Annotated in this window: 27 protein-coding genes, 1 riboswitch and 1 other annotated feature; of the genes, 10 read left to right on the top strand and 17 right to left on the bottom strand. The window is 43.3% G+C overall.

The features are described from left to right. Positions 1-153: 153 nt before the first annotated feature. Positions 154-483: a thioredoxin family protein gene (locus VKA52_RS01080; protein WP_326313896.1), complete on the bottom strand. Its 330-nt coding sequence runs from the start codon at positions 481-483 to the stop codon at positions 154-156. A 57-nt stretch (positions 484-540) separates the two neighbouring features. Continuing rightward, entirely contained in the window at positions 541-1,155 is a 615-nt protein-coding gene (locus tag VKA52_RS01075; RefSeq protein ID WP_442788805.1) for a DUF421 domain-containing protein, read from the bottom strand. Between the two features lie 101 nt (positions 1,156-1,256). Beyond that, positions 1,257-1,470: a binding site (T-box leader), on the top strand. A 39-nt stretch (positions 1,471-1,509) separates the two neighbouring features. On the opposite strand from VKA52_RS01075, the gene argS reads away from it, so the two are divergent. Together argS and VKA52_RS01065 are read left to right on the top strand one after the other, a co-directional pair. Continuing rightward, positions 1,510-3,192: an arginine--tRNA ligase gene (argS, locus tag VKA52_RS01070; RefSeq protein ID WP_326313894.1), complete on the top strand. Its 1,683-nt coding sequence runs from the start codon at positions 1,510-1,512 to the stop codon at positions 3,190-3,192. Between the two features lie 72 nt (positions 3,193-3,264). Continuing rightward, positions 3,265-3,495, top strand: a complete 231-nt coding sequence (locus VKA52_RS01065) for a hypothetical protein (protein WP_326313893.1) — start codon at positions 3,265-3,267, stop codon at positions 3,493-3,495. Between the two features lie 42 nt (positions 3,496-3,537). On the opposite strand, the gene VKA52_RS01060 is transcribed toward VKA52_RS01065, so the two are convergent. Continuing rightward, a complete protein-coding gene (locus VKA52_RS01060; protein WP_326313892.1) occupies positions 3,538-4,056 on the bottom strand; it encodes an AAA family ATPase in 519 nt (172 codons plus the stop codon). Positions 4,057-4,533: 477 nt separating this feature from the next. Here VKA52_RS01060 and VKA52_RS01055 point away from each other — a divergent pair, with 477 nt between their 5' ends. Both VKA52_RS01055 and VKA52_RS01050 read left to right on the top strand, forming a co-directional pair. After that, on the top strand, positions 4,534-5,016 hold the full coding sequence (locus VKA52_RS01055) for a ribonuclease H-like YkuK family protein (protein WP_326313904.1): 483 nt from the start codon (positions 4,534-4,536) through the stop codon (positions 5,014-5,016). 13 nt (positions 5,017-5,029) lie between these two features. Next, entirely contained in the window at positions 5,030-5,290 is a 261-nt protein-coding gene (locus VKA52_RS01050) for a DUF4190 domain-containing protein (protein ID WP_326313891.1), read from the top strand. 44 nt (positions 5,291-5,334) lie between these two features. Here the strand turns inward: VKA52_RS01050 and VKA52_RS01045 are convergent, their stop codons facing one another. Together VKA52_RS01045 and eutH are read right to left on the bottom strand one after the other, a co-directional pair. Further along, positions 5,335-5,988 (bottom strand): peroxiredoxin-like family protein, encoded by a 654-nt coding sequence (locus tag VKA52_RS01045; RefSeq protein WP_160914182.1) that lies wholly within the window; start codon positions 5,986-5,988, stop codon positions 5,335-5,337. A 34-nt stretch (positions 5,989-6,022) separates the two neighbouring features. Next, complete coding sequence (gene eutH, locus VKA52_RS01040) at positions 6,023-7,132, bottom strand: ethanolamine utilization protein EutH (protein ID WP_326313890.1); 1,110 nt, start codon at positions 7,130-7,132, stop codon at positions 6,023-6,025. Positions 7,133-7,284: 152 nt separating this feature from the next. Here eutH and VKA52_RS01035 point away from each other — a divergent pair, with 152 nt between their 5' ends. Beyond that, on the top strand, positions 7,285-7,692 hold the full coding sequence (locus VKA52_RS01035) for an ion channel (protein WP_326313889.1): 408 nt from the start codon (positions 7,285-7,287) through the stop codon (positions 7,690-7,692). A gap of 35 nt (positions 7,693-7,727) precedes the next feature. Here the strand turns inward: VKA52_RS01035 and msrA are convergent, their stop codons facing one another. The 4 genes from msrA to VKA52_RS01015 form a co-directional block, all read right to left on the bottom strand. Next, positions 7,728-8,201 carry a peptide-methionine (S)-S-oxide reductase MsrA gene (gene msrA / locus VKA52_RS01030; RefSeq protein ID WP_160914180.1) on the bottom strand — a complete coding sequence of 158 codons (474 nt, stop codon included), beginning with the start codon at positions 8,199-8,201 and terminating at the stop codon, positions 7,728-7,730. Positions 8,202-8,322: 121 nt separating this feature from the next. Continuing rightward, positions 8,323-8,444: riboswitch (SAM riboswitch) on the bottom strand. A gap of 166 nt (positions 8,445-8,610) precedes the next feature. Next, the gene (locus VKA52_RS01025; protein ID WP_326313888.1) at positions 8,611-9,303 is read right to left on the bottom strand and encodes an AIM24 family protein; all 693 of its coding nucleotides are present in this window, start codon (positions 9,301-9,303) and stop codon (positions 8,611-8,613) included. 33 nt (positions 9,304-9,336) lie between these two features. Next, on the bottom strand, positions 9,337-9,882 hold the full coding sequence (locus tag VKA52_RS01020; RefSeq protein WP_326313887.1) for a DJ-1/PfpI family protein: 546 nt from the start codon (positions 9,880-9,882) through the stop codon (positions 9,337-9,339). A gap of 2 nt (positions 9,883-9,884) precedes the next feature. Further along, positions 9,885-10,760, bottom strand: a complete 876-nt coding sequence (locus tag VKA52_RS01015) for an alpha/beta hydrolase family protein (RefSeq protein ID WP_326313886.1) — start codon at positions 10,758-10,760, stop codon at positions 9,885-9,887. Positions 10,761-10,944: 184 nt separating this feature from the next. Here VKA52_RS01015 and VKA52_RS01010 point away from each other — a divergent pair, with 184 nt between their 5' ends. After that, complete coding sequence (locus VKA52_RS01010) at positions 10,945-11,433, top strand: DinB family protein (protein WP_326313885.1); 489 nt, start codon at positions 10,945-10,947, stop codon at positions 11,431-11,433. Positions 11,434-11,479: 46 nt separating this feature from the next. Here VKA52_RS01010 and VKA52_RS01005 read toward each other — a convergent pair whose 3' ends face one another. Beyond that, the gene (locus VKA52_RS01005; protein WP_326313884.1) at positions 11,480-12,964 is read right to left on the bottom strand and encodes a Na+/H+ antiporter NhaC family protein; all 1,485 of its coding nucleotides are present in this window, start codon (positions 12,962-12,964) and stop codon (positions 11,480-11,482) included. Between the two features lie 136 nt (positions 12,965-13,100). On the opposite strand from VKA52_RS01005, the gene VKA52_RS01000 reads away from it, so the two are divergent. The 3 genes from VKA52_RS01000 (at position 13,101) to VKA52_RS00990 (ending at position 18,241) form a co-directional block, all read left to right on the top strand. After that, complete coding sequence (locus tag VKA52_RS01000; RefSeq protein WP_326313883.1) at positions 13,101-13,598, top strand: GNAT family N-acetyltransferase; 498 nt, start codon at positions 13,101-13,103, stop codon at positions 13,596-13,598. Positions 13,599-14,005: 407 nt separating this feature from the next. Next, positions 14,006-16,762 carry a phosphoenolpyruvate carboxylase gene (gene ppc / locus VKA52_RS00995; protein ID WP_326313882.1) on the top strand — a complete coding sequence of 919 codons (2,757 nt, stop codon included), beginning with the start codon at positions 14,006-14,008 and terminating at the stop codon, positions 16,760-16,762. 192 nt (positions 16,763-16,954) lie between these two features. Continuing rightward, a complete protein-coding gene (locus tag VKA52_RS00990; RefSeq protein WP_206948418.1) occupies positions 16,955-18,241 on the top strand; it encodes a GntP family permease in 1,287 nt (428 codons plus the stop codon). Positions 18,242-18,341: 100 nt separating this feature from the next. On the opposite strand, the gene VKA52_RS00985 is transcribed toward VKA52_RS00990, so the two are convergent. From VKA52_RS00985 to VKA52_RS00960, 6 genes are all read right to left on the bottom strand, one after another. Further along, entirely contained in the window at positions 18,342-19,118 is a 777-nt protein-coding gene (locus VKA52_RS00985; RefSeq protein ID WP_160914173.1) for a 3-hydroxybutyrate dehydrogenase, read from the bottom strand. A gap of 100 nt (positions 19,119-19,218) precedes the next feature. Beyond that, on the bottom strand, positions 19,219-20,595 hold the full coding sequence (locus VKA52_RS00980) for a Glu/Leu/Phe/Val family dehydrogenase (protein ID WP_326313881.1): 1,377 nt from the start codon (positions 20,593-20,595) through the stop codon (positions 19,219-19,221). A 130-nt stretch (positions 20,596-20,725) separates the two neighbouring features. Then, positions 20,726-21,505 carry an enoyl-ACP reductase FabI gene (gene fabI, locus VKA52_RS00975; protein ID WP_160914171.1) on the bottom strand — a complete coding sequence of 260 codons (780 nt, stop codon included), beginning with the start codon at positions 21,503-21,505 and terminating at the stop codon, positions 20,726-20,728. A gap of 53 nt (positions 21,506-21,558) precedes the next feature. Then, positions 21,559-22,230 carry a hypothetical protein gene (locus VKA52_RS00970; RefSeq protein WP_326313880.1) on the bottom strand — a complete coding sequence of 224 codons (672 nt, stop codon included), beginning with the start codon at positions 22,228-22,230 and terminating at the stop codon, positions 21,559-21,561. Positions 22,231-22,245: 15 nt separating this feature from the next. Beyond that, positions 22,246-22,761 carry a GNAT family N-acetyltransferase gene (locus VKA52_RS00965; protein ID WP_326313879.1) on the bottom strand — a complete coding sequence of 172 codons (516 nt, stop codon included), beginning with the start codon at positions 22,759-22,761 and terminating at the stop codon, positions 22,246-22,248. Continuing rightward, entirely contained in the window at positions 22,758-23,825 is a 1,068-nt protein-coding gene (locus VKA52_RS00960) for a C45 family peptidase (RefSeq protein ID WP_326313903.1), read from the bottom strand. Before VKA52_RS00960 ends, VKA52_RS00965 begins: the two co-directional genes overlap by 4 nt. Positions 23,826-24,346: 521 nt before the next feature. On the opposite strand from VKA52_RS00960, the gene VKA52_RS00955 reads away from it, so the two are divergent. Next, positions 24,347-25,405 carry an NAD(P)/FAD-dependent oxidoreductase gene (locus VKA52_RS00955; protein WP_326313878.1) on the top strand — a complete coding sequence of 353 codons (1,059 nt, stop codon included), beginning with the start codon at positions 24,347-24,349 and terminating at the stop codon, positions 25,403-25,405. 36 nt (positions 25,406-25,441) lie between these two features. Here the strand turns inward: VKA52_RS00955 and VKA52_RS00950 are convergent, their stop codons facing one another. After that, positions 25,442-26,386 carry an ATP-grasp domain-containing protein gene (locus VKA52_RS00950; RefSeq protein WP_326313877.1) on the bottom strand — a complete coding sequence of 315 codons (945 nt, stop codon included), beginning with the start codon at positions 26,384-26,386 and terminating at the stop codon, positions 25,442-25,444. Positions 26,387-26,644: the final 258 nt, after the last annotated feature.

The raw sequence follows: 26,644 nt of genomic DNA, 5'->3' as shown, positions 1-26,644 counted from the left end.
CGCTTCTCATCGCAAATAATCTCGTCTCAGACATGTATTTGCGGGTTGAATTTTTAAGAAAAGCCGGAGAAAGCAAAATTGAGGGAATTATCAGACTTTATTTCTTTTCGTTAGAGCATATAAAAAACCATCTGTTGAGGGTTCAACAGATGGTCATCCTTCATTAATGAAATGATTCAGTTTGGCCAGTTGCTGATTCAGTTCCCCAATGGGGACGAAGCGGGCTTTACGGAATAGCTCTTTCCCTTCCGAGTAAATCAAAACGGCAGGCACCGTCATGACTGAAAACTCACCGGCCACTTGCGGAACTTCATCAGCGTTTACATGTCTTGATTCAATTTCAGGGTATTCCTTCAACAGGCTTTCCACTTGCGGTAGCAAACCATGGCAGACCGAACATCCCGGCCTGGAAACATACACTATTGAAAGGGGATGTTCATGAACAAATGCCTGAAGTTCTTCAATGGTGTTTACGGATTCCACTTTTCTCACCTCTGCTCCATTATATCAAGGAATAGATCAAAATGCCTGCAATAGAACTTAATTCAAACGATCAGGGTGGACCTGCTGGTGCTGCTTAGTCTCTACTTCTTTAAATAAATCTTCTGTAGGCGGTTTTTCAGTCGGCAACTGTGTAGCCTGATCGGGATTTAACATCTTTTTTAACGAAAGGATTTCCTGATATAAATCATCAATATCCTGCTTTGTCGCTGGTTTTTTTTGATTTTTCAACTCAAACCCGACCTGCCCATTCGGTTCCAGGGTCGCCGATTTAAGATCATCAATGGAAGTAACATTACTCTGCCTTAATTTCATTTCAAGCTGATCGACAGTAAAGCGCAGCTTCTTAATATTTTTTTCATTCAGCTGTCCGTTCTCAATAATGGAAACAGACCGTCCTGTAAGAAAACGTTCCATAAAATCAAATTTCACCTGGCTGAATTCCATCACCATCAATGTAAGCACGAGCACTCCCCCTACGCCGAACGTCACCCATATATTTTTTCCAGCCACCGGTTGAATCAGTAAGGAACCAATCGCAATCATAATGACCGTCTGCGATAACGTCATTTGTGAAATGGACTTCCTGCCAGCAACCCGTAATATGATTGTACCGACAATAATAATGAGAACGGCTTTCCAAATCCAATCCATGATCAATCACCTCTCTTCGTATAATCACCTATTTAAACCAGGATATTCTCAAAGAAGGGATTGCAAAAGGAAATGCTTTCCGCTATAATTTTTTCAAATATAGAAATTCTAGGAAAAAGAGAGTAACTGTCTGGAACAGATCAGCGACTCAGGGGTGGTGGAAGCCTGAGCAGGATTTCAGTAGTGAAACGGACTTTTGAGAAGCTTTCCTGAACCATGGAGTAGGGAAAAGCCGGGGATGCCCCCGTTAACAACATCGAGTGGCTATACGATAGCTATAAGAGTGGTACCGCGAGCACAAACCTCGTCTCTTTATTTGAGACGGGGTTTTTTATTTTTATGGAGGTGTCGTTCATGGAAAAACAAATACTTGCCCTGCAGATCGCTCATATCCTCGGGGAAGAATATCAGCGAGAGTGGGTGCAGCAACTTATTGAAGTTCCCAAACAGCAGGACCACGGTGACCTGGCTTTTCCCTGCTTCCCGCTGGCGAAGTCTTTGAAAAAGAGTCCGGGGCTGATTGCTGATGAGATTTCCAGCCAAATAAAACACCCGATTTTCAAGGAAGTACAAACAGTAGGCGGCTACATCAATATATTTCTTGATCAGGTGTTTGTCGCTGACCACGGCTTGAAGCAGTTTTACCAAGAGCCGGAAGCCTATGGATCACATGAATTTGGAAAAGGAAAGACAATCGTCCTGGATATGTCAGCACCGAATATTGCCAAACCTTTTTCTATGGGACATTTAAGATCAACAGTGATTGGAAATGCTCTCTCAAACCTTGCACAAAAATGTGGGTATAAGACAGTAAAAATTAATTACATTGGAGACTACGGCACCCAGTTCGGAAAACTATTAGCCGCTTACCTCAAATGGGGGGAAGAAGAAAGTCTCAAGCAGAATCCGATTCAAGAATTGACCCGCGTGTATGTGAAGTTCCACCATGCTTCGAAAGAAGATCCAGCATTCATTGATGAAGGAAGAGAATGGTTCAAAAAATTGGAGAATAACGATCAAGAGGCCGTCACTCTCTGGAAGTGGTTCAAATCCGTATCACTTGAAGAGTTTGAAGAAATTTATAAACTTTTAGGAATCACCTTCGACTTGACCCGTGGCGAAGCCTATTACAATGACAAAATGGGTGCCACCATTGATATGTTGCAGGAAAAAGGGTTGTTGGAAGAATCGGAAGGTGCGCAAGTCGTACGCCTCGATGAGGAAAAGTTACCACCGTGCCTGATTCGAAAGAGCAATGGCACGACCATTTATGCCACAAGAGATTTAACAGCTGCGATTGACCGTAAGCAAACGTATGATTTTGATGAAGCCCTCTATGTAGTTGGCCATGAGCAAACCCTTCATTTCCAACAGGTTAAACATGTGTTGAAGAAAGCCGAGTTTTCCTGGGCGGATCAATTAAGACATATCTCATTCGGAATGATGCTGCAGGATGGCAAGAAGATGTCCACTCGTCAGGGGAAGACTGTTTTACTGGAACAAGCATTACAGGAAGCTATTTCAGTGGCAGCTAAAAATATAAAAGAAAAGAACCCTGATTTGGTGAACGCTCAAGAAGTCGCGGAACAAGTGGGGGTAGGGGCCGTCATCTTTCATGACCTTAAACACGACCGACGCAATGATGTAGAATTTTCTTTAGAGAACATGCTAACCTTTGAGGGTCATACAGCGCCTTACCTGCAATATACGTATGCGCGTACCGTCTCTTTACTGGAAAGAGGGAACTTTGATCCCAAACATCCTGTAACAGACGTCCACGCAGAAACCGCTTGGCCACTAATTAAAACTTTCCGCCTTTTCCCTGAAGTCATTGAGAAGGCCTATAAAGAATATGATCCATCCAAACTTGCGAGACACCTGTTAGATGTAGCGAGTCACTTCAATAAATTTTATGCCCATACAAAAGTGTTAGGAAGTGAGGAAGAACAAGCACTCCTCTCCCTGATTTATGCCGTGAACGTTCAATTGAAAGAAGGTTTAACCATTCTTGGAATTCAGGCCCCTGAGAACATGTAGCATAGTGAACTTTAGCACTTCCACCTTACTTCTATTATAATAGAAGTAACAAAAGGGAGAGGAGCGCATCCTATGTACCCGATTTATTATGGACTTGCAATCATCGCCTCGGTAGCCGCACTGATTGGCACGATCATTATAGCCCGGCAAGTAACCAGACCGGAAAACACATCTTCACCAGAAGATGATGCCAAGCAGTTGAAGAACGCAGGAAGTGACACGGGGAGTATTCCGCTACTTACGACCATATACGCCATAACGTTTGTCATTACAGCCATTCTTATGTGGATTTTTATTTTTTAACATGTTTAAGGAGAAAGGGTGCGCCTTTTCTCCTTTTTCATTTCAGGATGGGGATTTTACAATCAAATCGGCTTGTCTTTCAGGATCCACCGTTGCGATGTAATAATCTTCCGCTTTCCAGTACCGTTCTTTAAATTTAGTGATTTTCTTTCGCGTTCCCTCCCCTTCCCTTGAAAATCTTAATTCTCTTGAACACTGGAGATAGACCACAAAATCAAAAAATCCCCGCCATTCTTCCCTTTGTAGAAAAACGCCTTCCAAAATAACTAAGCCACTCTCTTTTTCTAGTGCTTTAAATAATTCTCCCTTCAATGCTTGAACATCCCATTGGAGAAAATAATATTCGTACCATGGCTCATATCCTGTGTGATACCTCTTTTCTCTTTCCACAACATAATCATCGATATGATACGTCACAACTGGAAGAGAGGCTTTCTGTAGTTTATTTTGAATTTTCTCCGTAAGCGTCGTCTTTCCTGAGCGACTCAAGCCATCGATTCCTAATATAAATCTGTCTCCTTCATTTAATGAAGGAAGTCTTCGAAGAATTTCTTCAACCACCCTCTCTTCCTCCTTTCGCTTCATTTATTCAATAGTATGGCAGTTTTTTTGAAGACTCAGTTTCGAGACTTTTGTTGAGGGGATAGGGCTTCGGGGAATCGCTCGCTTTCCAACAACCCCCGATGCTCAACCCAGGCAACGAACCCAGAAACATCTCGAAACTGAGTCTTCAACTAAAGGGAGCATTTATTGAACACTTATTTTGAAGGTTTTGTGTCCTACTCCTTCTGGATTAGTGTTGTTGATTCCTCTGTCACATGGGATCATAAGGGATTTTTTAATGAAAACGCACATAATTTTTTCAACCCTGACACATACTCTCGATAAATTCATGTTATCTTTCGAGTAGGTCTATGAATATCTTAATAACAGAATGGTCACTAGCTCATTGACGTACAAACCCTTTCTTTTGAAAAATTTAAGGAGTTGGCTAATGTGAACCAATCCCATGTGTTTCAAAATCTCACCCATAAAAAAATGCCGTTCGAAGAAGTGTTTTCTCATATTTTGACCTTTATGAAGAGTGAACCCATTGGAGATTACAAGCTCATGATGGGAACCGACTCCCAAGTTCACCCCTCGCATACCCTGTTCATTACAGGCATTGTCATCCAACGTGTTGGAAAAGGAGCATGGGCCTGCTTCCGAAAAGAAGTGGTACACAGACAAATGACTACTCTCCATGAACGTATTTCCTACGAAACATCGTTAACGGAACAAGTAGCTTCCTTATTTACGGAGGAAAAGAAGAATGCCCTCATCGAAGTCGTCCTTCCCTATATCTACAAAGGGGCAACGTTTACAATCGAAGGACATATTGATATCGGGAGTGGAGATCGAAACAGGACAAGAGTTTATGTCAATGAAATGATGGCAAGAATCGAATCGCTTGGAATGGAAGCAAAGATTAAACCCGATTCTATTGTCGCAAGCAGCTATGCCAATCGATATACAAAGTAGTGGGCGGTGTTTATTGATGTATCAAAAGGCCGTTACATCTTGTGTGTTGGGAATGATGTCCATCTTTCTTCCTTTTATCGGCATCCTCTTTGGATGGATCGGGCTCCTTTTTGCCAATAAAGCTCTCGTTGAACTCACCACAGATGCACCAGGATACCGTTTCGCTTTAGGAGGGAAGATATGTAGCGTTGTTGGACTTTGTTTACAGGTCTGCATTCTTATATTCATTCTTGCTGCCTATTTCTTTTTCATGAACCTGAATCTTTTTATGTAAAATAAACAAGCGTCCTCTCTTAACTAAAGGGGACGCTTGTTGTATTACGCATGTATTTTCTTTAATTCTTCTAATACGTCAGATGGCTCAGCTCGATCTTTGTAGTCCGCTTTCGTATAGTCATACACAATCGTGCCATCTGTATCAATAATATAAGTTGCGGAAACAGGGAGGGTCCACGTCTCATCACCATTATGTTTATCCACGTGGAGCCCTTTGTCTTTGTACACTTCTACAAGATAATCTGGTAATTGATACACCAAATTGTATTGATTGGCTACTTCATTCCCAACATCGCTCAGTACGTGATAATTCAGTTCGTTCTTCTCCTGCGTCGTCAATGACTGATCAGGGGTTTGTGGACTGATGGCCATTAACTCTGCTCCCTCTCCATGGATTTCCTCAAGGATCTGCTGATAGGCTCTCAGCTCCATGTTGCAGTATGGGCACCAGCCTCCGCGATAAAAAGTAAGGACGACCGGCCCGTTTTTCAATTGTTCATAGAGCTCGACCGTTTCTCCCTTCGCGTCAGGTAAATTAAAGTTTGGCGCTTTCTCTCCTGCAGACAAACCTTCTCCTTCATTCGAAGCTTCCAGTTCATCAATCGCATTCTTCATTTTTTCTTGTACTTCATCAGGAGTTGCTTTCTTGAATTTTTCAATATACTCATGATAATGCTTTCTCATTTCTGTCTTCATGAAAAAAACTCCTTTTCCGTGGATTCACTTTTCATTATATAGGGGGGGAAACACGAGAAGAAACTGATTTGCTTTCCCTCGTCATCCATAAGGCAAGGCCCACGGCTAACCCTCCAGCTGTTAACTTACCAATGAGTACAGGAAAAATCATATCCTTGTCTACACTAGCTACAAACGCAAAGTGGCTGCCGATGACGAACGCTCCACTCACAGCAAACGCAGCATTGACCGTTTTCCCTCGTTCATCCATATCTTTCATTGTCGCTAACATAGGTAAGTGATGCGCTGTAGAAGCAATCAGTCCTGTTAGAGAGGTCGGTTTCATACCTAGCTTTTCACTCAGTTGTCCAATCCATTGCTCTCCCCGCTGATTGATAAAAGCTACAAGAGGATAAGCACCTGCTAATGTAACGGTGATCCTTCCAACAATGATCACACCTTCGGATAAGGGAGCCATTCCAGGAAGAACAATGAAGCCGGTCAAAGTTTCAATAATAATGAGAGTGAGGCCTGTGATAATCACGATTTCAATGGTTTTTCCAAAATAAGAAAATAACCGAATGGTGGCGTTCGTAAACAGCCATAAACCTGCTCCGATACAGGCAGAAAGCAAAATAGCCGGTGTTAAATTACGCACCATCCACCCAGCTTCATACCCTGCTAGAGCACCACCGACAAAACATCCGATCGGAACCGTAACTAAACCAGCTAAAATGCCTTTTGAAAAGTAAGGACGATCTTCTTTTTTTACAATTGTTAGCGCAACAGGAATAGTAAAAACAAGCGTTGGCCCCATCATCGTACCGAGAAGTGCCCAGGAAAAGGTGGCCGCTTCTTCCTCAAGGGCTAAGGATTCCGCCAAAGGATAGGCTCCCATATCAATAGCAAGCATCATTGATGCAAACATCGATGGGTCCGCTCCGAACCATAAAAACAACGGAGTGATGACAGGCGCAAGCCACTGGGAGAGTACGGGGGCAAGAGAAATGATCCCTACCATCGAAAGAGCAAGCGGACCCATCATCATAAAAGCTTCGTAAAACCGCCATCCCAGAGATAGGCGGTGATTAAGCACATAATAATCCAGTGCTCCCAATACCATGAAGATACACATAACAATTAAAATGGCGTCATTAACCCACAAAAGCCCAGCCCCTTCCTCATATTTCTCCCTTCATCCATGTTTACAATAACTACTACTCAGGGTAGGAGATTTTCTATAATGGCTTGCTCATCTTTACACGGTGGACGCTGACTTAGCCTTTCCATATTTTTTTAAGTAAAGGAGAAGAAAAAATGGTACATGCTCTATTCATCGTTGTGGTTATATTCATTGCAGCGAACCTCGTGTATTTTTTCACGAATAAATCCTACAGAAAAAGCTACTTCAGCACGGCCCTTTTCTTTCAATTATTTTTTGTACTCACAGGTGTGCTTATTGGATTTACGTTCCTCTACTATTTGTTATCATTAAACGGAGTCATTCTTGTTACTAGTTTATCATCAAGGGACCCTGTCGACCCAAACTTTTTGGACTTGCTTTACTTTAGTGGGGAAACGTTGTTGAGCGTGGGGTATGGTGACATGCTGCCTGTCGGGGCAGCCCGTTTCTTTGCCTTGCTTGAATCAGGAATCGGCATCCTTCTCCCTACAGCTTATTTCTTAAAAGCTATGGATGCATCCAGGCAAAAAGAAGATTCATAAATATAAAAAGGACCCTTGTGAAAGGGTCCTTTTTATTATCCAATGGAGCATGCAGCAGAGCCATGCTTTTGTAAATATTTCTGGTGATGTTCTTCCGCTTCATAAAAAGTTGTTGCCTCTTCAACTTCTGTAACAATCGGGCGTTTGAAGACCCCTTTACCTTCCCATTCTTTAATTTTCTCTTCAGCAATATATTTCTGACTTGCATCCGAATGGAAAATAACAGAACGGTATTGATGACCAACGTCGATTCCCTGCTTATTGCGGGATGTCGGATCGTGAGCTTCAAAAAAGATATTCACTAGTTCTGCATAAGTGATGACCGTTGGATCGTAGTTCACTTTCACAGATTCCGCGTGTCCACTTTTTCCTGCTTTGACCTGTTCATATGTCGGGTTCTCCAGATGGCCGCCAATATAACCTACCTTCGTTTCTGTCACCCCTTCGAATTTTTCAAAAAATGCTTCTACTCCCCAAAAACATCCTGCACCGAAAATAGCGGTTGCCATTTAACATCTTTCCTTTCCCTTAACGCAACTTCTATCGAGAGCCTTGACGGTTATGGTGCTTACACGAAAAGACCCCTTTTCTTATCCAGTAAGAAAAGGGGTCGCTAATATCCGCACGATCCTCTCATCTCTTAGAATGTTCATACATTCTACAGGAATTGGCACCGTTCTCGTCAATCCGTAGATTGATTCGATGGTTGCCGGGCATCAAAGGGCCAGTCCCTCCGCCTCTCTGGATAAGAAGTTTCCGTTATTTATTTTTGTTAGTACCCATCCTACTACGTTTTTGTAACGAAGTAAAGGATAACAGATTAAAAATTTTCAATAAATGCACATCAAGTTTCTCTTGGTGTCATTGTATTCACAGCATACCATGCTCATGCCTGTCTGTAAAAAAATCCGCTTCTGCTCAGCTCTGCCCTGTTGTATAAACTTCCTCAAACGGCTGGACAATAACGAATCCATCTCCTTCAAACTCCATTTGTATGGATTCTCCGCTTCCCCGTCCAATCAATGTTTTAAAACTGATATCTGTCCGGAAATTCGGTTCCAAATGCCCGGACCAGGCAACAGTAGCATGCGGGTCAGTGATCACAGGTTCCCCTGGACGGACCAACAATGTCAATGGTTCATAGTGCGACGTAATCGCCACACGCCCACTTCCACTAAGGGTGACGTTGAACAAACCACCAGAAACCATCCCCGCTACTTTCTTCATCAGTTTGATATCCCAGTCAATGCTCGGTTCAAAGGCAAGTAGATCATTTCCATTAACCGTGATGGTCTCATTATCCAGGTCGAAAATAGTAATCTTCTTGCCCTGATCGGCAAGGTAAAGGCGACCTCGACCAGTGGCTTTCATTAGAGAACTTCCTTCCCCGGTCATCGCTTTTTTAAATAAACGACCGACACCATGCTCGAGAATGCCCTCTCTTTCAAATTTAATGTTTCCATTATAGGAAATCATCGCTCCCGCCTTGGCCCACACTTGATCGAGAAGATTCACTTCGAGAATCCGCGGAGTCTCCAATTCAAAGTAGTCATTTTCTGATTCATCCTGCTTTGTCTTTCTAATAAATTCACTAATAGAGTAGTCGCTCATCATCTGTTCCTCCTAATCGTATTCTAAGAGTATCTATGCTTCTAATTGACTATACCACGATGGATCAAAATCGAGTCCTAAAGTTCTCCCCAGCATCAAGCCAAACTCTACAAAAGCGGATCCCTTGGCAGTGATCAGTTTTTTTGAAACAACCACCGTTTCATCCATATACGTATTCTCATGGAACACATTTAAGAAGACTCTCTGTTCTTTTGTAAGGCCTGTTGTATAGGAATGATGATCAAGGACTCCTGACATGGCAAGGAAATATGGGGCACTTGATATAGCACCGATGAGAACATCTTCTTCACTGGTTTTTTGAATGAAATTAATGAGCGTTTGATGATCAACAAGATGTTTAAAATCATCGACCCCGGGCAGAAGTATGCAATCATAATCGCCAGGGCTGACCTTTTCCACTGTTTCATTTACTACACATTCAAGTCCTGATTCACCAGTGACTCTTTCCTCATCCAAACCTATATATGTAACCTTTTGCTCTGCCTGTTTAAAGACTGAAAGAGCTACCGTGATTTCATATTCACTAAATCCAGGGTATAGCACTACACCGATCGTCATGATTATCCTCCCTCCAGATGCTTTTCAAACCATTCCAACACCTCAGGTGCATACGCTTTAAAATGCAATCTCAAACCGTGATCTCCATTTTCATATTCAATATATCGATGGATGTTATGCTCACGTTCCATCAAGCTTACAAAGTACCTTGCCTTTTCCACAGGTACGGTCCGATCTCTTCCTCCGTGAAGCACTAATGTAGGGACTCCCACTTCCTCCACCCACTGAATGGGAGAAAGCTCACGATACCAACTATGTTCTCCTCCAGGTGGCCCCATTAATTGTTCGATTTGTTTTTGAACAGATGCAGGTTGGCTTGTGTAAAGATGCTCCAAGTCAGTAATGGCACCAATGACAGCAACAGCATCGACATCCATTTCCTGTTGAACCGCGAGCAGACTCATCCACCCTCCACGGGAATATCCGAGCATCACAGTCCGGTCTTCATCCACATGGTCCAACTCTGCTCCAACCTTCTTTAAATCCAGCACATCTTGGACAAAGTCTTCTTTTTTGTTTACCTTAACGTTCTCCTCTGCATTCTCCCTGTAGTGTGTCGCTAAAACAACATATCCCTGCTCTGCCCAGTAGGATAGATTTTTAAGTTCTTGCGCATCTGTCAGCGAACTTTCTCCCACCCCTCCTCGGTTATGAATAAGTAAAGGCAGACTCTCCTCAATATTCTCCGGCTCAATCCAAAGACCCGGAATATCGGTATCCCCGCTTTTATATGTAATGGAATATCCTGTAACACCTGGTACACCAATTTCTACCTCTTTCTTACTCTGCAGGACAGAATCTTCGCTGTCCCCAACAAAGAACACAACAGCTCCCATAAAACTAAGGAAAACCAAAAAAGCTCCCAACAGCTTTTTCACCCTATCCCTCCTCAATAATCAATTGGAATAATCTGTATGACCTGGTCATGAAATATTTACCATTTATTATCATTACATACGGAAGGGCTTTGGAAAGGTTTCATTTTTAGAGGGGCTGGGGAAAGAAACATCTATAGGAATTGTGATAGACTCTAGATAACTTCAATTGAAAGGGAGATTTTGTATGTATGGCTTAGATGAAAAGAGAAAAGAATTGCTCGATTTTGTAGACCAAGTGCCAGAGCAACAAGCATCAGTTAAGCCTGAAGAAGATCGTTGGTCCATCCTTGAAGTTTTAGAACATTTATACTTAATGGAACAATTAATCGTTTATCAGATTAACCAGGCCCTTAAGCAGGGAGACACTCAGCAGGCAACCGAAAAACCGATTCATAAGACGACCAACCGTGATTATAAAGTCGAAGCGCCGGAGGCCGTTCGCCCGAAAGGGGAATTTACGACTTTGGATCAAGCAAAAGAGGGTTTGAAAAAGACGCGGGAAGCAACTTTATTCCTTATTCACAATAAGGAGCAGGAAACATTGCAGAACCGTGTATTCACCCATCCCGCTTTCGGAGATATGAATCTGGAACAGTGGGTAGAGTTTATCGGTTGGCACGAACTACGCCACCTCGATCAAATGAAAGAAGTAAAAGCTCACATTCATACGTAAGACAAAAATCCCCTGAGTTTATTACTCAGGGGGTTTGGCATACGACTTATTTTTTATAATCCTGTGGTTTAACTTCCTCACCATCTTTACCAGTGTAACGAAGTCCCCAGCCTGTCCATGCCGCAACAAACATAACAATCAATAGCAACCAGCCCTGAAAGACGAACGGAAAAACTTCTCCCGGTCCGACAACAGGTAAGAAGTCGTATTGATCAGCAGCTCCCTGGACGGTAGCCCATGCGAGCAAAACCCCGCCACTCCAAGGGAAAATGTAGCCAAGTGAAGAGGTGACGGTATCCAGGAAGTTCGCTCTACGATACGGATGGATGTTCATTTCTGTCCCTAATTTCCGGACAAACGGTGCTGCAGCTATCTCAGCAGCTGTATTAATCGTAATAAATACATTTAAAAAAGCGACAATTCCGAAAATAGAAAGTTCAGCTCGGCGCACGACATTATTAATTAACTTCAAAAAGAAGTTTTTAATAACATCCATGGTACCCGCAACTTCCAACAGATAGGCGGCTGCTAAAATGAATAAAATCAAAATCGCCATATTGAAGTAGCCACTTATTCCATCAATCAATGCCCCTTCAATTACGGCTTCCCCGGCATCGTTTTTATGGATATACAGGACTTCTTTCAAAGAATGACCAGTAAAGAAGATGAACACGCCTGCTGCCAGAATTCCGTAAGACAATGAAGTTAAAAGGTGATGACCACTTAGGGCTAAATATAAAACTAATGCAAATGGAGCTAACATGAGCAGGCCTTCAGGTGAAACTTCATTTTGAAGCTCACTGACCACTTGCTGACTTCCCATCTCTCCACCACCGCCGAAAATTACAAATAAAATAAGAGCTGGAATGGCTGCTGTGATGGAATATTTAAAGCGGGAACGCACAACTCCTGGTACGTCAGCATCCTGAGTTGTTGCAGATACAATCGTCGTGTCTGATACAGGTGCCAGATTATCTCCAAAAACAGCTCCACTTAAAATCGCAGCGAGGAGAATAACAGGATCCGCTCCCAGGATGACCCCTGCCGGATACATTAGAACACCAAAAGTCGCTACTGTACCATAGCCGGTACCGACAGCTGTTGAAAACAATCCTGCTAGAAGGAAAGTGATGCCAACAAAGGCTCCCCCTTCAAGTCCGGATTGAAACCCGAACCAAATCAGGCCGTCTACTAATCCACCTGCGGATAACATGTTTGCAAACATCCCTGCCCAAAACCAGGCAATGATCGCAACGACCCCTACTGGCTGGGCCATTCCTGAAATCAAGCTCTGTGCATAATCTGACCATTCAGACTTACACAAGAATAGTCCGATGGCAATTCCAATAACCATTCCTAATACTAACGCTTGTTCTGTCACAAGACCTGTGACACTTAATACAACTGCCCATATGATGAAAAACACCAGGGGAATGGTAGCAGCAAAAACGCCGCCGCGAAACTCTAGCTTCCGTACTTCTTTTTCTCCTACCGCTTCATCAATGACTTGATCTTTTTCTTTATCTGCCACTAGTTTCCCTCCTCTACCAACGTTAACTGTACAATAGTTTATCATCCCATGTGTATAGATGTAATGTCACGAATTTTTTCATAATTTTTCAAAAGTAGTGTATCATCGGAAAAAAAGCAAAGTTAGGAGAAAGACCATGCTGCAATTGATCCCTTTTGAAGAAAAAGACTTTCCAACCATATTAGGGTGGGTCAAATCCCCCAGATTCCTGATGCAATGGGGAGGTCCGATGTTTAGTTTTCCATTAACCCACCAGCAGCTGATGGATTACAAAAATACACAAGACCGACGAACCTTCCAAGTCTATGATCCATCAGTAGAAAAAATAATCGGGCACATTTCCATAGGACGTATAGATGAAGATAAAAAACAGGCACGTATTGGAAAGGTACTCGTTTCTCCCGTACACAGAGGGAAAGGATATGGAAAACAGATGATCCAGCTGATATCCACGTACGCCTTTAAGCACCTCGAACTAGAGAAAGTGACCTTAGGTGTTTTTGATTTCAATAAAAGTGCCATCCGGTGTTACGAGAATGCTGGTTTCACCAAAGACCGCTACCTCAAAAACCATCGCCCTTTCGAAGACGAGTATTGGAGTCTTTATGAAATGAGTCTCCATAAATATACATAAACTATAAGAGGAGAGAACATCACGCGTTCTCTCCTCTTACTTTTTCATACTGCCCTCATTCCTATACACTCCCACCCACACGAAAGCTCCTACAGACCTTTTTTTCTGTAAATGATTGGGTGACCAGGTCATACATATTTTCCCAAAAAGCGCATCTAGGTTTTTCATTTTGTGTTTTATGGGGAAAGAATTTAAAATAAGAGAAGTATGTTTATGCATGATTATAAGTTAACGCTTACATTCATTGTCATTCTTATGTTTACCATTTTTTTCTGTTGACTGTTTTCGGGTAACCATTGATGATACCACGGTTCAAAGTGTTTGACTATGCAAATTATTCTGATAACATTATGAAACACATAGGCAATTTTATCTTACTTAAATTGATCTGACAGGAAGGTGAAAGTATGACTACTGTAAAAAATACTAACGATCATACAACTCCCTTACGCCGGGACATCCATGCATTAGGAAATATGCTAGGTGATATTCTCGTCCACCACGGCGGGGAGGAACTACTAAATAAAGTAGAAACGATCCGACAATTAACGAAAGACTTGAGGAAGAACCCAGATACCTCAACATACAACCAACTGAAAAATGAGATTCAAAACCTCGAACCACCGATGCGCTCCCAAGTCATCCGCGCATTCTCAATTTATTTCCACCTCGTAAACATCGCTGAACAAAACCATCGTATTCGCCGTCGCCGCGAATACCAACTGCGCGAAGATCATGGTGCACAGCCATTCTCGCTCGAAAGCGCTGTTCAGAACTTGAAAAAAAATGACTTTTCCAAGGGTGCGATTCAAGAGGTCCTGGATAAGCTCTCTTTGGAATTAATCATTACGGCCCACCCTACTGAAGCTACGAAGCGGACTGTACTTGAAATTCAGAAACGTATTGCAACACTCCTTAAAAAGCTGGACCATCCACAATTGACGAAGAGCGAACGTGAAAGCATTCAGGACAGCCTGCAGAATGAAGTGACCGTACTTTGGCAGACCGATGAATTGCGCGAACGGAAGCCAACGGTTATGGATGAAGTGCGCAACGGCCTTTATTATTTTGACGAGACTTTGTTTGATGTACTGCCGGATATCCACCAGGAGCTCGAAGCTCGGTTGGAAGATCACTATCCAGGTGAAGATTGGAACGTTCCGAACTTCCTTCGTTTTGGTTCTTGGATCGGCGGTGACCGCGACGGTAACCCAAACGTAACCCCTGATATCACATGGCAGACACTTCAGAAACAACGAAAACTTGTTTTGAAGAAATATGACGCCGTTCTTGTAGAGCTGATGAAAAGATTCAGTCACTCTTCCACTCAAGTGACCGTCACCGATGAGTTGAAAAATGCGATTGAAAAAGAAGAACCTATGCTTCCAAAAGGTAAGAAATGGCGTGTGGACCGCGAAATTTACCGTCGAAAATTCGCCATTATCCTAGAGCGCCTGCGTCAAGTAGGTAAGTCTGATATCGGTTACGGCTATGCAGACGAGCTTATCGAAGACCTGCGTCAAATTCGCGACAGTGCCCAAACGCACCAGCCGAATAAACGTGAGCTGAAAAAATTACGAAAATTGATTCGCCAAGTGGAACTATTCGGTTTCCACCTCGCCACACTCGATATTCGTAACCATAGTGGCGAACATGAATCAGCCGTCTCCGAACTTCTACAAAAAGTAGGAATTGTCGAGGACTACGCTTCCATGAAGGAGCAAGAGAAGCTTGATATCCTGCAAGACGTCTTAAAAGATCCACGTCCGATTTCATTACTGAACGAAGACTATTCTGAAGAGACACAAAAAATGCTGAATGTTTTCCAAATGATCCGTAAAGCTCACAAAGAATTCGGTGAGCGTTCGATTGAAGTTTACTTGATTAGTATGACGGAATCTGCAAGTGATCTTCTAGAAGTCTTAGTATTAGCGAAAGAAGCCGGCATTTACCGTCTGCATGCGGATGGCACAGTGGAAAGCAACTTGAACGTCGCACCACTTCTTGAAACCGTCGACGACCTTGTAGCGGGCCCTGACATTTTGAAAACTCTATTTGAAATGGATGTCTACAGCAAACACTTGGACAAGCATGGAAATCATCAGGAAATTATGCTTGGCTATTCTGATGGAAGTAAAGATGGCGGAACACTCACAGCCAACTGGAGACTTTACAAAGCCCAGCAGGAGATTCACGATATGGCTCACGAATACAATGTTGGATTGAAGTTCTTCCATGGTCGTGGAGGTTCCCTTGGCCGTGGTGGCGGACCGTTGAACCGGAGTTTGCTTTCTCAACCAGTGGAAACTCTTGGCGAAGGTGTAAAAATCACCGAACAAGGAGAAGTCCTCTCTTCCCGTTACCTGCTGAGAGACATCGCTTACCGAAGCCTTGAGCAAGGCGCTTCTACCCTTCTGGAGGGCGCAATGAATATATCGAAAGAGTCCGAACAAGGTCACCATCGTGAAGAGCTATGGGAGCAAGCCCTTGAGGATATTTCTGAAGTATCTTTGAAAAAATATCAATCACTTGTATTCGGTGATTCCGATTTCTTGACTTATTTCAACGAAGCAACCCCGTTACAAGAGATCAGTGAACTGAACATCGGCTCACGTCCAATGAAGCGTAAAGACAGTTCCAAATTTGAAAACTTAAGAGCCATCCCTTGGGTTTTCGCCTGGACGCAAAACCGTCAGCTCATCCCTGCATGGTACGCTGCAGGTACAGGACTTGCGAGTTATGTTGAGAATAGTGAAGATAACCTTGCTGTTCTTAAGCAAATGTATGAGAACTGGCCGTTCTTCCGCTCTACCATCAACAATTTACAGATGGCTCTGACTAAAGCGGATATTCAAACAGCTAAAGAATATAAAGCTTTGGTCAATGATCAAGAACTCGGGGAACGGATCTTCCAAAACATTGTGGAAGAATATGACCGTACCAAAGACATCTTGCTTCAAATCACAGGAGATGCCGAACTTCTTGATCATCAACCGACAATCAAAGAATCTGTACGACTTCGTAACCCTTATGTAGATCCATTGAACTTCCTTCAAGTGGAGCTTATTAAAGAATTACGTCAAGTCGACGATCATGAAGATATCTTGACTGAAGTTCTTCTCACCATCAGTGGAATTGCAGCCGGTCTTCGTAACACAGGCTGATTAATGAATACCAAAAAGGAGTTTAACCCCCGAGGGGTTATACTCCTTTTTTCATTCAACAAAATGGGAGAGTTATTGAAGACTCACGAACGCAAAATACCTGTTAATCATTTGAATTCATATACAATCCCTCATTTATTTTTCAGTTTTGGACAAAGTAAAACTGATATTAAACAAAGTGAGGGATTCATCATGATCAGTATCCTAATTGGACTCGTATTACTTATGCTGTTGGCTTATCTCGGATGGTCCATCATCTGGATTGCACCACTCGTATCAGGCATTGTCGCGATTTTAAGCGGTATGGATATCCTCCCCGCTTATACAGATACCTACATGCAGGGATTTGTAGACTTTGCGAAAGACTATTTTCCGATTTTCCTTTTCGGTGCGATCTTTGGTAAATTGATGGAAGATACAGGAGCTGCACAGTCGGTTGCCCATAAGATTTCGAGCGTCATTGGTAAAAAACGCGCCATTCTTGGAATGCTTTTATCGGCAGCGATTCTTACGTATGGCGGAGTTAGTTTGTTTGTTGTGGTCTTTGCTGTGTATCCATTGGCTGTCGCGATGTTTCGCGAGGCGAATGTTTCAAGAAAGTTGATTCCATCAACGTTCGTACTTGGTGCTTTTACTTTTACAATGACAGCACTTCCTGGTACACCTCAAATTCAGAACATCATTCCGATCAACACCTTTAAGACAGACACGATGGCTGCACCCATACTAGGTATTGTTGCTGCATTGATCATGGCTGTCGGTGGATATTTTTATTTGAAATTCCGTGAAAAACAACTGATTAAGAAAGATGAAAAGTTCACGGAGCCAGAAGGCGATAACCAAGTAAAAAGTGTAAACGAAGAGGAACTCCCAAACTGGATTCTTTCCACCATTCCGCTGATTGCTGTTGTATTGACACTGAATGCATTTGACATCAGTATTCTAGCCGCCTTGCTCATCGGGATCATTTTAATCATGATCTTTAACTGGAAAGATTATAAAGATTTCATTAAAGCAATTAATGGAGGGGCTTCCGGTTCGGTTATGGCTACCATTAACACGAGTGCGGCCGTCGGGTTTGGTACTGTAGTTACCGCTTCACCTGGTTTTGACTCGGTAAAGGATTTGATTTTCAGTATCCCTTTGAGTCCGTTTTTCTCAGAAGCCTTTGCCGTCAGTCTCCTTGCTATGATCACAGGATCCGCATCCGGTGGTATGGGGATTGCCCTCGAAGCACTCGGACAGGAATATTACAATATTGCTGTCAATCAAGGGTTGAGTCTTGAAGCTTTTCACCGTATTACATCAGTAGCATCCGGAGCTTCCATACTTCCTCATAACGGGGCATTATTGACTTTATTTACGGTTACAGGGCTGACTCACAAAGATTCTTACAAGGATGTTTTCGTTGTCGGTCTTCTCATTCCCATGATTGCCACCATCGCGATTATTTTCCTTGCCATGATGGGAATCAACTAACTAAACTAACAAAAGCTTCCCTCCTAAGGAGAGAAGCTTTTTATTTGATTGAGGAAATAAAAAAACGTCCCTTTTATTTATAAAGGGGACGTTTTTTTCTCTATTGTACTGTATATCCGCCATCGATGACCGCTGCTTGGCCTGTGATGCTTTTCGCTTTTTCACTGACCAGAAATATCGCATAGTCTGCAATTTCCTGGACTTTCAACAACCGATTTTGTGGTACGAGTGGATAAATAACCTCTTCCAATGCCTTTTCCTTATCGATATTTCTCGACTTTGCAAGGTCTTCTAACTGGTTTTGGACAAGTGGAGTATCCACATATCCCGGGCAGATTGCGTTTACCGTGATCCCGTGGTCCGCGGCCTCTAGAGCGGCTACCTTCGTTAAACCGATCACTCCGTGTTTGGCACTGTTGTACCCGGCTTTCCCTGCGAAACCGATAAGTCCATTGATGGAAGCCATGTTCAAAATACGGCCATAACCTTGTTCCTTCATGTGTGGGAACGCATACTTCGTCCCATAGAACGGTCCTTTAAGCATAATATCCAGGATTAATGAATATTTTTCACTTGGGAATTCCTCAATTGGGGCGACATGCTGAATCCCTGCATTATTGACTAAGATGTCAATTTTTCCGAATTTACGAACCGTTTCTTCAATTGCATTTTTTACATCTTCTTCTTTTGCTACGTTGGCGACGACCCCTTCTACCGTATGTCCTTGGGATCGTAGTTGTTCTACTGATTTGTTGAGGGTCTCTTCATTGATATCATTAAGCATGACCTTCGCGCCTGCTTTTGCAAATTCTGTTGCGATCTCAAGTCCGATTCCCTGTCCCGAACCAGTAATTAAAGCTGATCTACCTTCAAGCATTCCAACTCCTCCTTTAAAATAAGCACTCTTCCTTTAATTTTCCCTTTTCTACGAAAATATGTACAAAAAAACTCAGCCTATGGAAGGCTGAGTTTTTAACTTAATAAAGTTTTCCTTGGCGGTACATAATCGTAGAAAGTTTTGTGACAGAATGGATGTAACAATTCTGCCTCAATGGGAACGGATCTCCAAAAAATTGAGGCAGTATCGTATCCATGGTACCTTTCAGTTTATCAAAAAGTCTTTCGAACACCTGATCCTCCGTCATGAACTGTGCCTCTCTTCCCTGAACCCACTCGTAGTAGGAAACGATGACACCACCCGCATTAGCTAATATATCAGGGACGATCAATACACCTTTATCCGCAAGGTATCGATCTGCTTCCTCTGTAATTGGTCCATTAGCACCTTCGACAATGATTTTCGCTTGAATGTTCTTCATATTATCTTTATGGATTTGATCTTCCAACGCTGCTAAAATCAGAACATCAACATCCATTTCCAGTAAATCATCTCTGTTTTTAATCTCTGCTACAAGCTCATGTTCGTTCAAGTCCTCTTCAGTTGAAGGCAGGTCGCCATCGTGCTCTTTCGCAAACTGAACAAGTCCCGGGATATCCAGGCCATCTGAATGATAAAGCATTACATTTGCATCGCTCACTGCCACTACCCGGTTTTGCAGATGATTACATTGGTAGGCCTCAAGAGCAGCAACTGAACCAAGGTTACCAAAGCCTTGAACCGCTACTTTTAACTTTTTGCCGGCATGATCAAGAGCCGTATGAGCAAAAGTATTTTCCGTATCGGCCAACCATTTTTTATGTTCATTGACGAAATCATGCAACATGTAACGGAACGTATAGTAAACCCCTTTTCCGGTTGCCTCTCTTCTCCCGAGAGATCCGCCATTTACGATGCTTTTTCCAGTGAAACTGTTGCGATAGGGCTCTCCGGGATGGATGTTTTTGAACTCTCCCATCATCCAATCCATTTCCCGCTCTCCAGTACCAACATCCGGAGCGGGAATATCCTTGTCCGGCCCTAGAATATCATTAAAATATTGAACGTATTTCTTACAAATTAAATTCAGTTCTTTTATGCTGTACTCTTTAGGGTTGATGACCACTCCACCCTTACCTCCACCAAAAGGAAGTTCATGCAGAGCATTTTTCAAAGTCATCAGTTTCGCTAAATTGGAGACCTCATCTTCATCGACCGATTCATGAAAACGAATCCCGCCTTTATAAGGACCGACAGTATCACTATGTTGGACACGGAATGACGGAATCCTTACGATCGTTCCATTTTCAGTAGTGATGCGTAGAAAAGATTTGTGGATATGATTCGGAGTTGATAGAAGCGCGACCAGTGAGTTATAGGCTTGCTCCCGCGTTTGTGCTTTCAAGTCCGGGAGAAAATCTTCATCCTCCATGATGGCTTTTAATGACTCTTCGATAATGGTTTGTTGTCTTTGCATAATCCGATAGCCTCCGTTCTAATAAATTGGTCCTGTGTGGATTTCCTTATCTAAGAGTCCATTCCCCAAAAAGAATCTGTAAAACGTTTTCAGCAAAGAAAAAAGCCCCCTGCTTGAGGGGACCTATCCATTAACCTAAAATATTGTAACCTGAGTCAACATAGACAATTTCTCCTGTCACTCCACGAGATAAGTGGCTCATCATTGCCAGGGTCATGTCTCCGACTTCTTCTTGTGTCACATTCTTTTTCAGTGGAGCTGTTTCTTCAATTTTGTGTAAAATCTCATTGAAACTTGGTACCCCTTTAGCAGCGAGTGTACGTACCGCGCCAGCCGAAATGGCATTAACTCTGATTTGATTTTCACCTAAATCGGACGCCAAGTAACGAACCGTGGCTTCAAGAGACGCCTTCGCCACACCCATGACGTTATAGCCTTCAACCACACGTTCAGCCCCAAGGTAACTCATGGCAATCATCGATCCGCCTTCTGTCATATAAGGCTGGCTGGCTTTCGCTACCGCAATAAGTGAATAAGCACTTGTATCCTGTGCAAAAGCGAACCCTTCACGTGAAGTATCCACAAAATCGCCTTTCAAATCCTCCGCATGAGCAAAAGCGATGGAATGACAAACCCCATGAATCACTCCGACTTTCTCACCAATTTCCGCAAAAGCCTGCTGAATACTTTCATCACTGTTTACATCGCATTGAACGATGGCTTTCGCCTCTAATCCACCGTCCGCAAGCAACTTCTCGAGTTTCTTATAACTTCTGTCTTTTCGATATGTAAAAATAACGTTGGCGCCTGCCTGATAGAGGGATTTAGCCACACCCCAGGCAAGACTTCGCTGGTTCGCCACACCCATGACAACGATGTTTTTATCTTTCATTTGTAAAATATCTTCCATAGTAACCTCCAACATGTGTTTTCTTAGTTATACCTTATTCCGAAGAGGGTTGTCTACTTCTCCTTTATTTCTACGTGGGAAAACCTTCCCCTCCATGTCTCAAATCGCGTCCCTTGCTGAATGCTCAAAGGTTCGTCAAACAGAGGACCACCCCAAACGAAAGTGTGAAACTCCCCGTTTTCTCCGCAAGGATCAACTTCAGGGGACAAGGAATGCAGAAATCCCTGATTATAGAGAACCCCGGGTAATCTTTTATCCAACTTCTTCGTATCAACGGTTGTGACCACGGCCTGAAATCCCTTTTCAATGATTTCATCTGCTACCTGGTGAGAACTTATTCCCCATAATGGGTAGGTCCCTGTCATTTCATTCTTCCTCAATAAAGCATCGCGAAACGCTCGGATATCTTCAAGGAAAAGATCGGCGTAAACCACTTTGTGGATGTTTCTGTCTTTGAAGTCCTGAAACATCCTTTGCATTACCTTCTCATAAACCTTATTTGATGCATTCTCCGGAACCGGGACAATTTCAAGTGGGAGTCCCAGGGCCTCCGCCTGCTTCATCAGCAGATTCTCCCCGACTTCATGGACAGGTAATCGCAAAGACTGCTCAGAAATGGTTGAAAACAGACCCTCGACCTCGTACTTCTCATCTTCCATCATCTTTTGTAAAGCAAGGGCGGAATCCTTGCCACCACTCCAAGAGACTATGACTTTCTCAGGCATCCTCATCATCACTCCCTATTTAGAACGTAAATGCAGAGCCATATGAATCAGGTTTTCACTCCTGCCGTTCTTCCGAATATAATCTTTGAAGCGTCCTTCCTTTTGAAAACCGAGATCCTCATAAAGGTGGATGGCCCGTGCATTGGACTCCATTACATGCAGCCGGATAATATCAATGCCTTCTATTCGCAGACATCTAGCAGTCATTGCCTTCACAAGTTCCCGGCCGATCCCTTTGTTCCTTACACCCCTTTTCACATTAACACCGAAAGTGCCCTGATGTCTTGTGGAAGAAAGAGCACCCAGATCAAAGTTTAAAAAGCCGACCACCTCATCATCCATTTCGGCTACGAGAAAAAACTCAGGGTCTTCATAACGGCTGATCCATGCTTTTTCTTTTTCCAAGGAATCATGGAACTCAGCCAGTTGTTTCAACCCATAGCCCTCCGATAACATTTCCTTGGCCAACGCCATCGTATGAGGCGCATCTTCTGGTTTCCCCTTACGAATCACACATTTCTTCGGGGTCATTTTTTCCCACTCCAGTAGGCGCCGTCCTCCATGTGAGCAAAAGGAATATCAGTATCTACTTCCCCGTGTACCTTTTCTTCTTCAAGATCCTCTCCATTCAACCATTGAGAGAAATCAAATTCCACAGGTTTCTGATCTCCGCCTAAAGCAAACCATGCCTTGTTTTCTTTTGGTAAATACCCGGAGGTGTGAATCGTTCCGGCCCAGTTGCTGTACAGCTTAGAAAACACACCACGATCGGTATCGTTCATTAAACGGAAGGCATCATATGCATTCTCAATCTTTTCACGACTCGATTGGATCGCATCCATACGCTTCATAGAATCCACGAGGTGATTCCGATTTTCCTTTTTCATGATTTCAAAATGGTTTGTACAAACATCTGATTCCCTTACCTCTACCCCACGGGGAGAGGCTTCCACTACATAGGTCATATTGCTTTTATCGAAGACGGTGTAACTGAAGGAATGGCGATGGGGAATGTCACGGAGCATTTGAACAGCTTCCGTTACATTCGCGCAAGACTCAAGCACAAGGCGGCCAATCATACAGCAAATAAACCCGTCCCCCGGGCGCTTGCGGTGCATGAAGTTATATCCCATCACCAGACCCTTTTCATTCATCCCATCCATACGGCCCGTAATACGCTGCGTCGGTCCTATAATGCTGTATCCTTGGTCGGTGGGCTGAAAAAGGCTGTAACGCCCCTCGTATGTCTTTGGCATGTAATCGTAATTTCGAATAAAATAACCGTCTCCAGTCATAATCGAACATCCACTTCTTTTGTAGTCGATTCGATATCCACCGAATTCCATCATCACTTTTTCCATCGGCCATTCCAAAGCATCTCTCAAACCAAGAAGCTCCTCCCATACACCTGGGGAAAAACGTGTAATCGCTTCTTTCACTTCCTGTTCTTCAACAATAAAACGAGGCTTCCTCACCCGCCATTGTTTTTCTCTATTCTTTACTGTCCACGAGTCTTTCAGCCGCTGTCCTTGATCAAACCCAAAATCATAATGCGTGCCTCTAAATTGCAATATTTCGCTATGTATTTTTTTCATCATCGTTTCCTTTCTAACCATTTCTGCCTTCAATGTACCAGATTCCACTTCAAAATTGAACTCTCCCTCCCTATTATTAAACATATGGGTAAGTTTCTTGAAGACTCAGTTTCGAGACACTTATAAGGTAATGGGACGGTGGGAAACGGTGAGACTCCTATGTACGTGGACAGGTGAGCCCCCGGAAAACGGAGCCTGAGGAGGCTAACCGCCCGCCCCATGGAAAGTGTTCAAATGCGGAATCGTCCTGCTAGACACGACTGGCATAAACAGAATGTCTTGACGATGGAGCAAGACGAACCGTTTCCCAGCCCCCCCTAGTAGCTTATGTGAATGAATTTGTTAGGAAAGTTTACATTTAGACTTTTAAATATTTATGGAGAGGGAATCGAATAATAAGGAAAGATGAGAGAATTTGCTCAATCATTCTAGTTTTTCGCCAGTAATTTTGGTACTCTAAAGGTTGTAACAATCAGAAAGCGTTTTCGAACAGGGGATTAAGAAAAGGTGGTGGAATAAAGATGAAAGAAGTCGTTATTTTGGGGGGCGGCTATGGGGGTATGAACACTTTGCACGGGTTGCTCGATCAAATCCCAGAAGATGTACATATCACGGTCGTCGACAGGAATCCTTACCATTCATTAAAAACTGAATTTTACACCATAGCAGCAGGAACGGAGTCTGACCGTCACGCGCGCGTTGATTTTCCTGAACACGAGCAAGTCACTTATGTCTTCAATGAAGTTGAGAAAATCGACACAGAAAATGAAACCATAGTAATTAAAGGCGGGGAAAAAAACCTTCCCTACGATTACTTATTGATTGGTCTTGGCTGTGAGGATAACTACCACGGCATAGAAGGCGCACGAGAATTCACCGAAAGTGTACAGACGTTCTCGAAAGCAAGGAGTGCAGGCTTTGCCATTAACAACCTAGGAGCGTACGGTAAGGTGACCGTTGTCGGTGCCGGACTAAGCGGGATTGAGGTCGCTTCAGAAGTCAGGGAAAGCAGGCCGGACTTGAACATTCGCTTGTTGGACCGTGGAGAAACGGTTTTGAAAGCCTTCGATTCCAAAATCCAGGATTATGTAGAGAAGTGGTTTAACGATAATGAAGTGGAAGTCATCCACGGCGCAAACGTAGAGTACGTTGAAAAAGACGGTGTATGCAACAATGGTGTTTGTTATTTGAACGATGTCACTGTATGGACCGCCGGGGTCCGCCCGAATTTCCTTGTCAGAGAGCTTCCTTTTGAAAAGGATGACCAGGAAAAAGTGATCGTCAATGATTTTTACCAGGTACCCTCCCATCAAAATGTCTACGTTGTAGGTGATTGCGCAGCCTCTGAACATTCTCCCAGTGCACAGCTTGCCGGTCAGCAAGGTGAGAAGGTAGCCGCTGTACTTAATGCCATACTTAGAGACCGTGTCCCTGAGCGTCCATCTGAGGTGAAGTTAAAAGGTGCACTCGGTTCTCTTGGAAAGAATGACGGATTTGGCAACATGCTTCAAAAACCAATGACAGGGGTCCTCCCCCGCCTAGCTAAATCAGGGGTTCTTTGGTTGAGCAAACGTCACTAAAAAAGATCGATCACATGGATGTGATCGATCTTTTTATTATACGAGTGACTTTTGTAAAAGACCTCCAAGGTATTTCGCCAGCTCGAGCATACCATATATCCCTGCTTTTGCTTCAGCATCCGAATTGTAATTAGTATTCGTGTTCACATCATAGGTGTAAAACCGACCTTCTCTATCCTGAATGGCTTCTATTCCGGCTACGTCAATGTGGTTCTGCTGTAAGAACTTTTCATAATCATTCACGATGGGTGGCCGGTAATTTTCAAGAACTTCAAACTTCGCTTTTGGTGTTTGCGCTCCTGCGTCCGTCGGGCAATACAAATCTTCAATCGAGCAAGCGTCTGCCGGACACAGTTCAAAACCTTCAGACGTATCGACCTTTACTCCATATACAAACTTTCCGCCTACAAATTCATGTCGTACAATATAGGGCTCCGGTGCTTCAATGTATTGTTGAATGAGTGTAATCCCATCAACCGGCTCCTCGAAAGCGTCACTATCCAAGTATTCACGCAACGCTTCTGTGGAATGGAAAAGCTGAACTCCCTGCCCTTTTCCCGCACGGTTGTGTTTCGTTATGAACGATTCCATGTCCATTTGGCGGGCAGCATCAAGAATATTCTCTTTCCCTGCAACAGTGATCGTTTTTGGTGTGTGAATGCCAGCTTGGTTTAGTGCCATATATTGATTGACCTTGCTTACTTCAAGCCTTAAAGCCCGGCTGCCGTTTACTATGGTGCGTTCATGACGTTCGAGCCAAGCAAGGACAGCTTCAGTAAACTCAGGGGCATAACGGTGATCTCTCGTATGAGATGAAGCACTGATGCGGTTGTAAAAAATCCCTTCCGGTGGCTCGCTTGTCAAATCAAGCGTCCCCTGATCCAAATGCCAGAGCTCGTATGGAAGATTGAGCTCTTCTAAACGCTCCGTCAAATGATCGGTCCATTCATCGTTCTCATGCAGAATATAAATTTTGCTCATCGAACCGACTCCTTTCCATTTCTTCTTGTTATTTATCATATCATAAAAAACCGATAAGGTTACTAGGAATAAGCTCACCATAATCAATTAACCATTTCCACTAACGCTCCCTTTAGTTGAAGACTCAGTTTCGAGACTTTTGTTAGGTGGATGGGGGCTGCGGGGAATAGCTCGCTTTCCGCGGGAGCGCGGTGAGCCTCCTCGGACTGCGTCCTGTGGGGTCTCACCAAGCACTTTTTTCCCGCAGGAGTCTCGCCA

The sequence above is a fragment of the Halobacillus sp. HZG1 genome (genome assembly GCF_035818575.1).
Classification (GTDB): Bacteria; Bacillota; Bacilli; order Bacillales; family Halobacillaceae; genus Halobacillus; species Halobacillus litoralis.
This window is presented reverse-complemented; position numbering and strand designations above follow the sequence as displayed.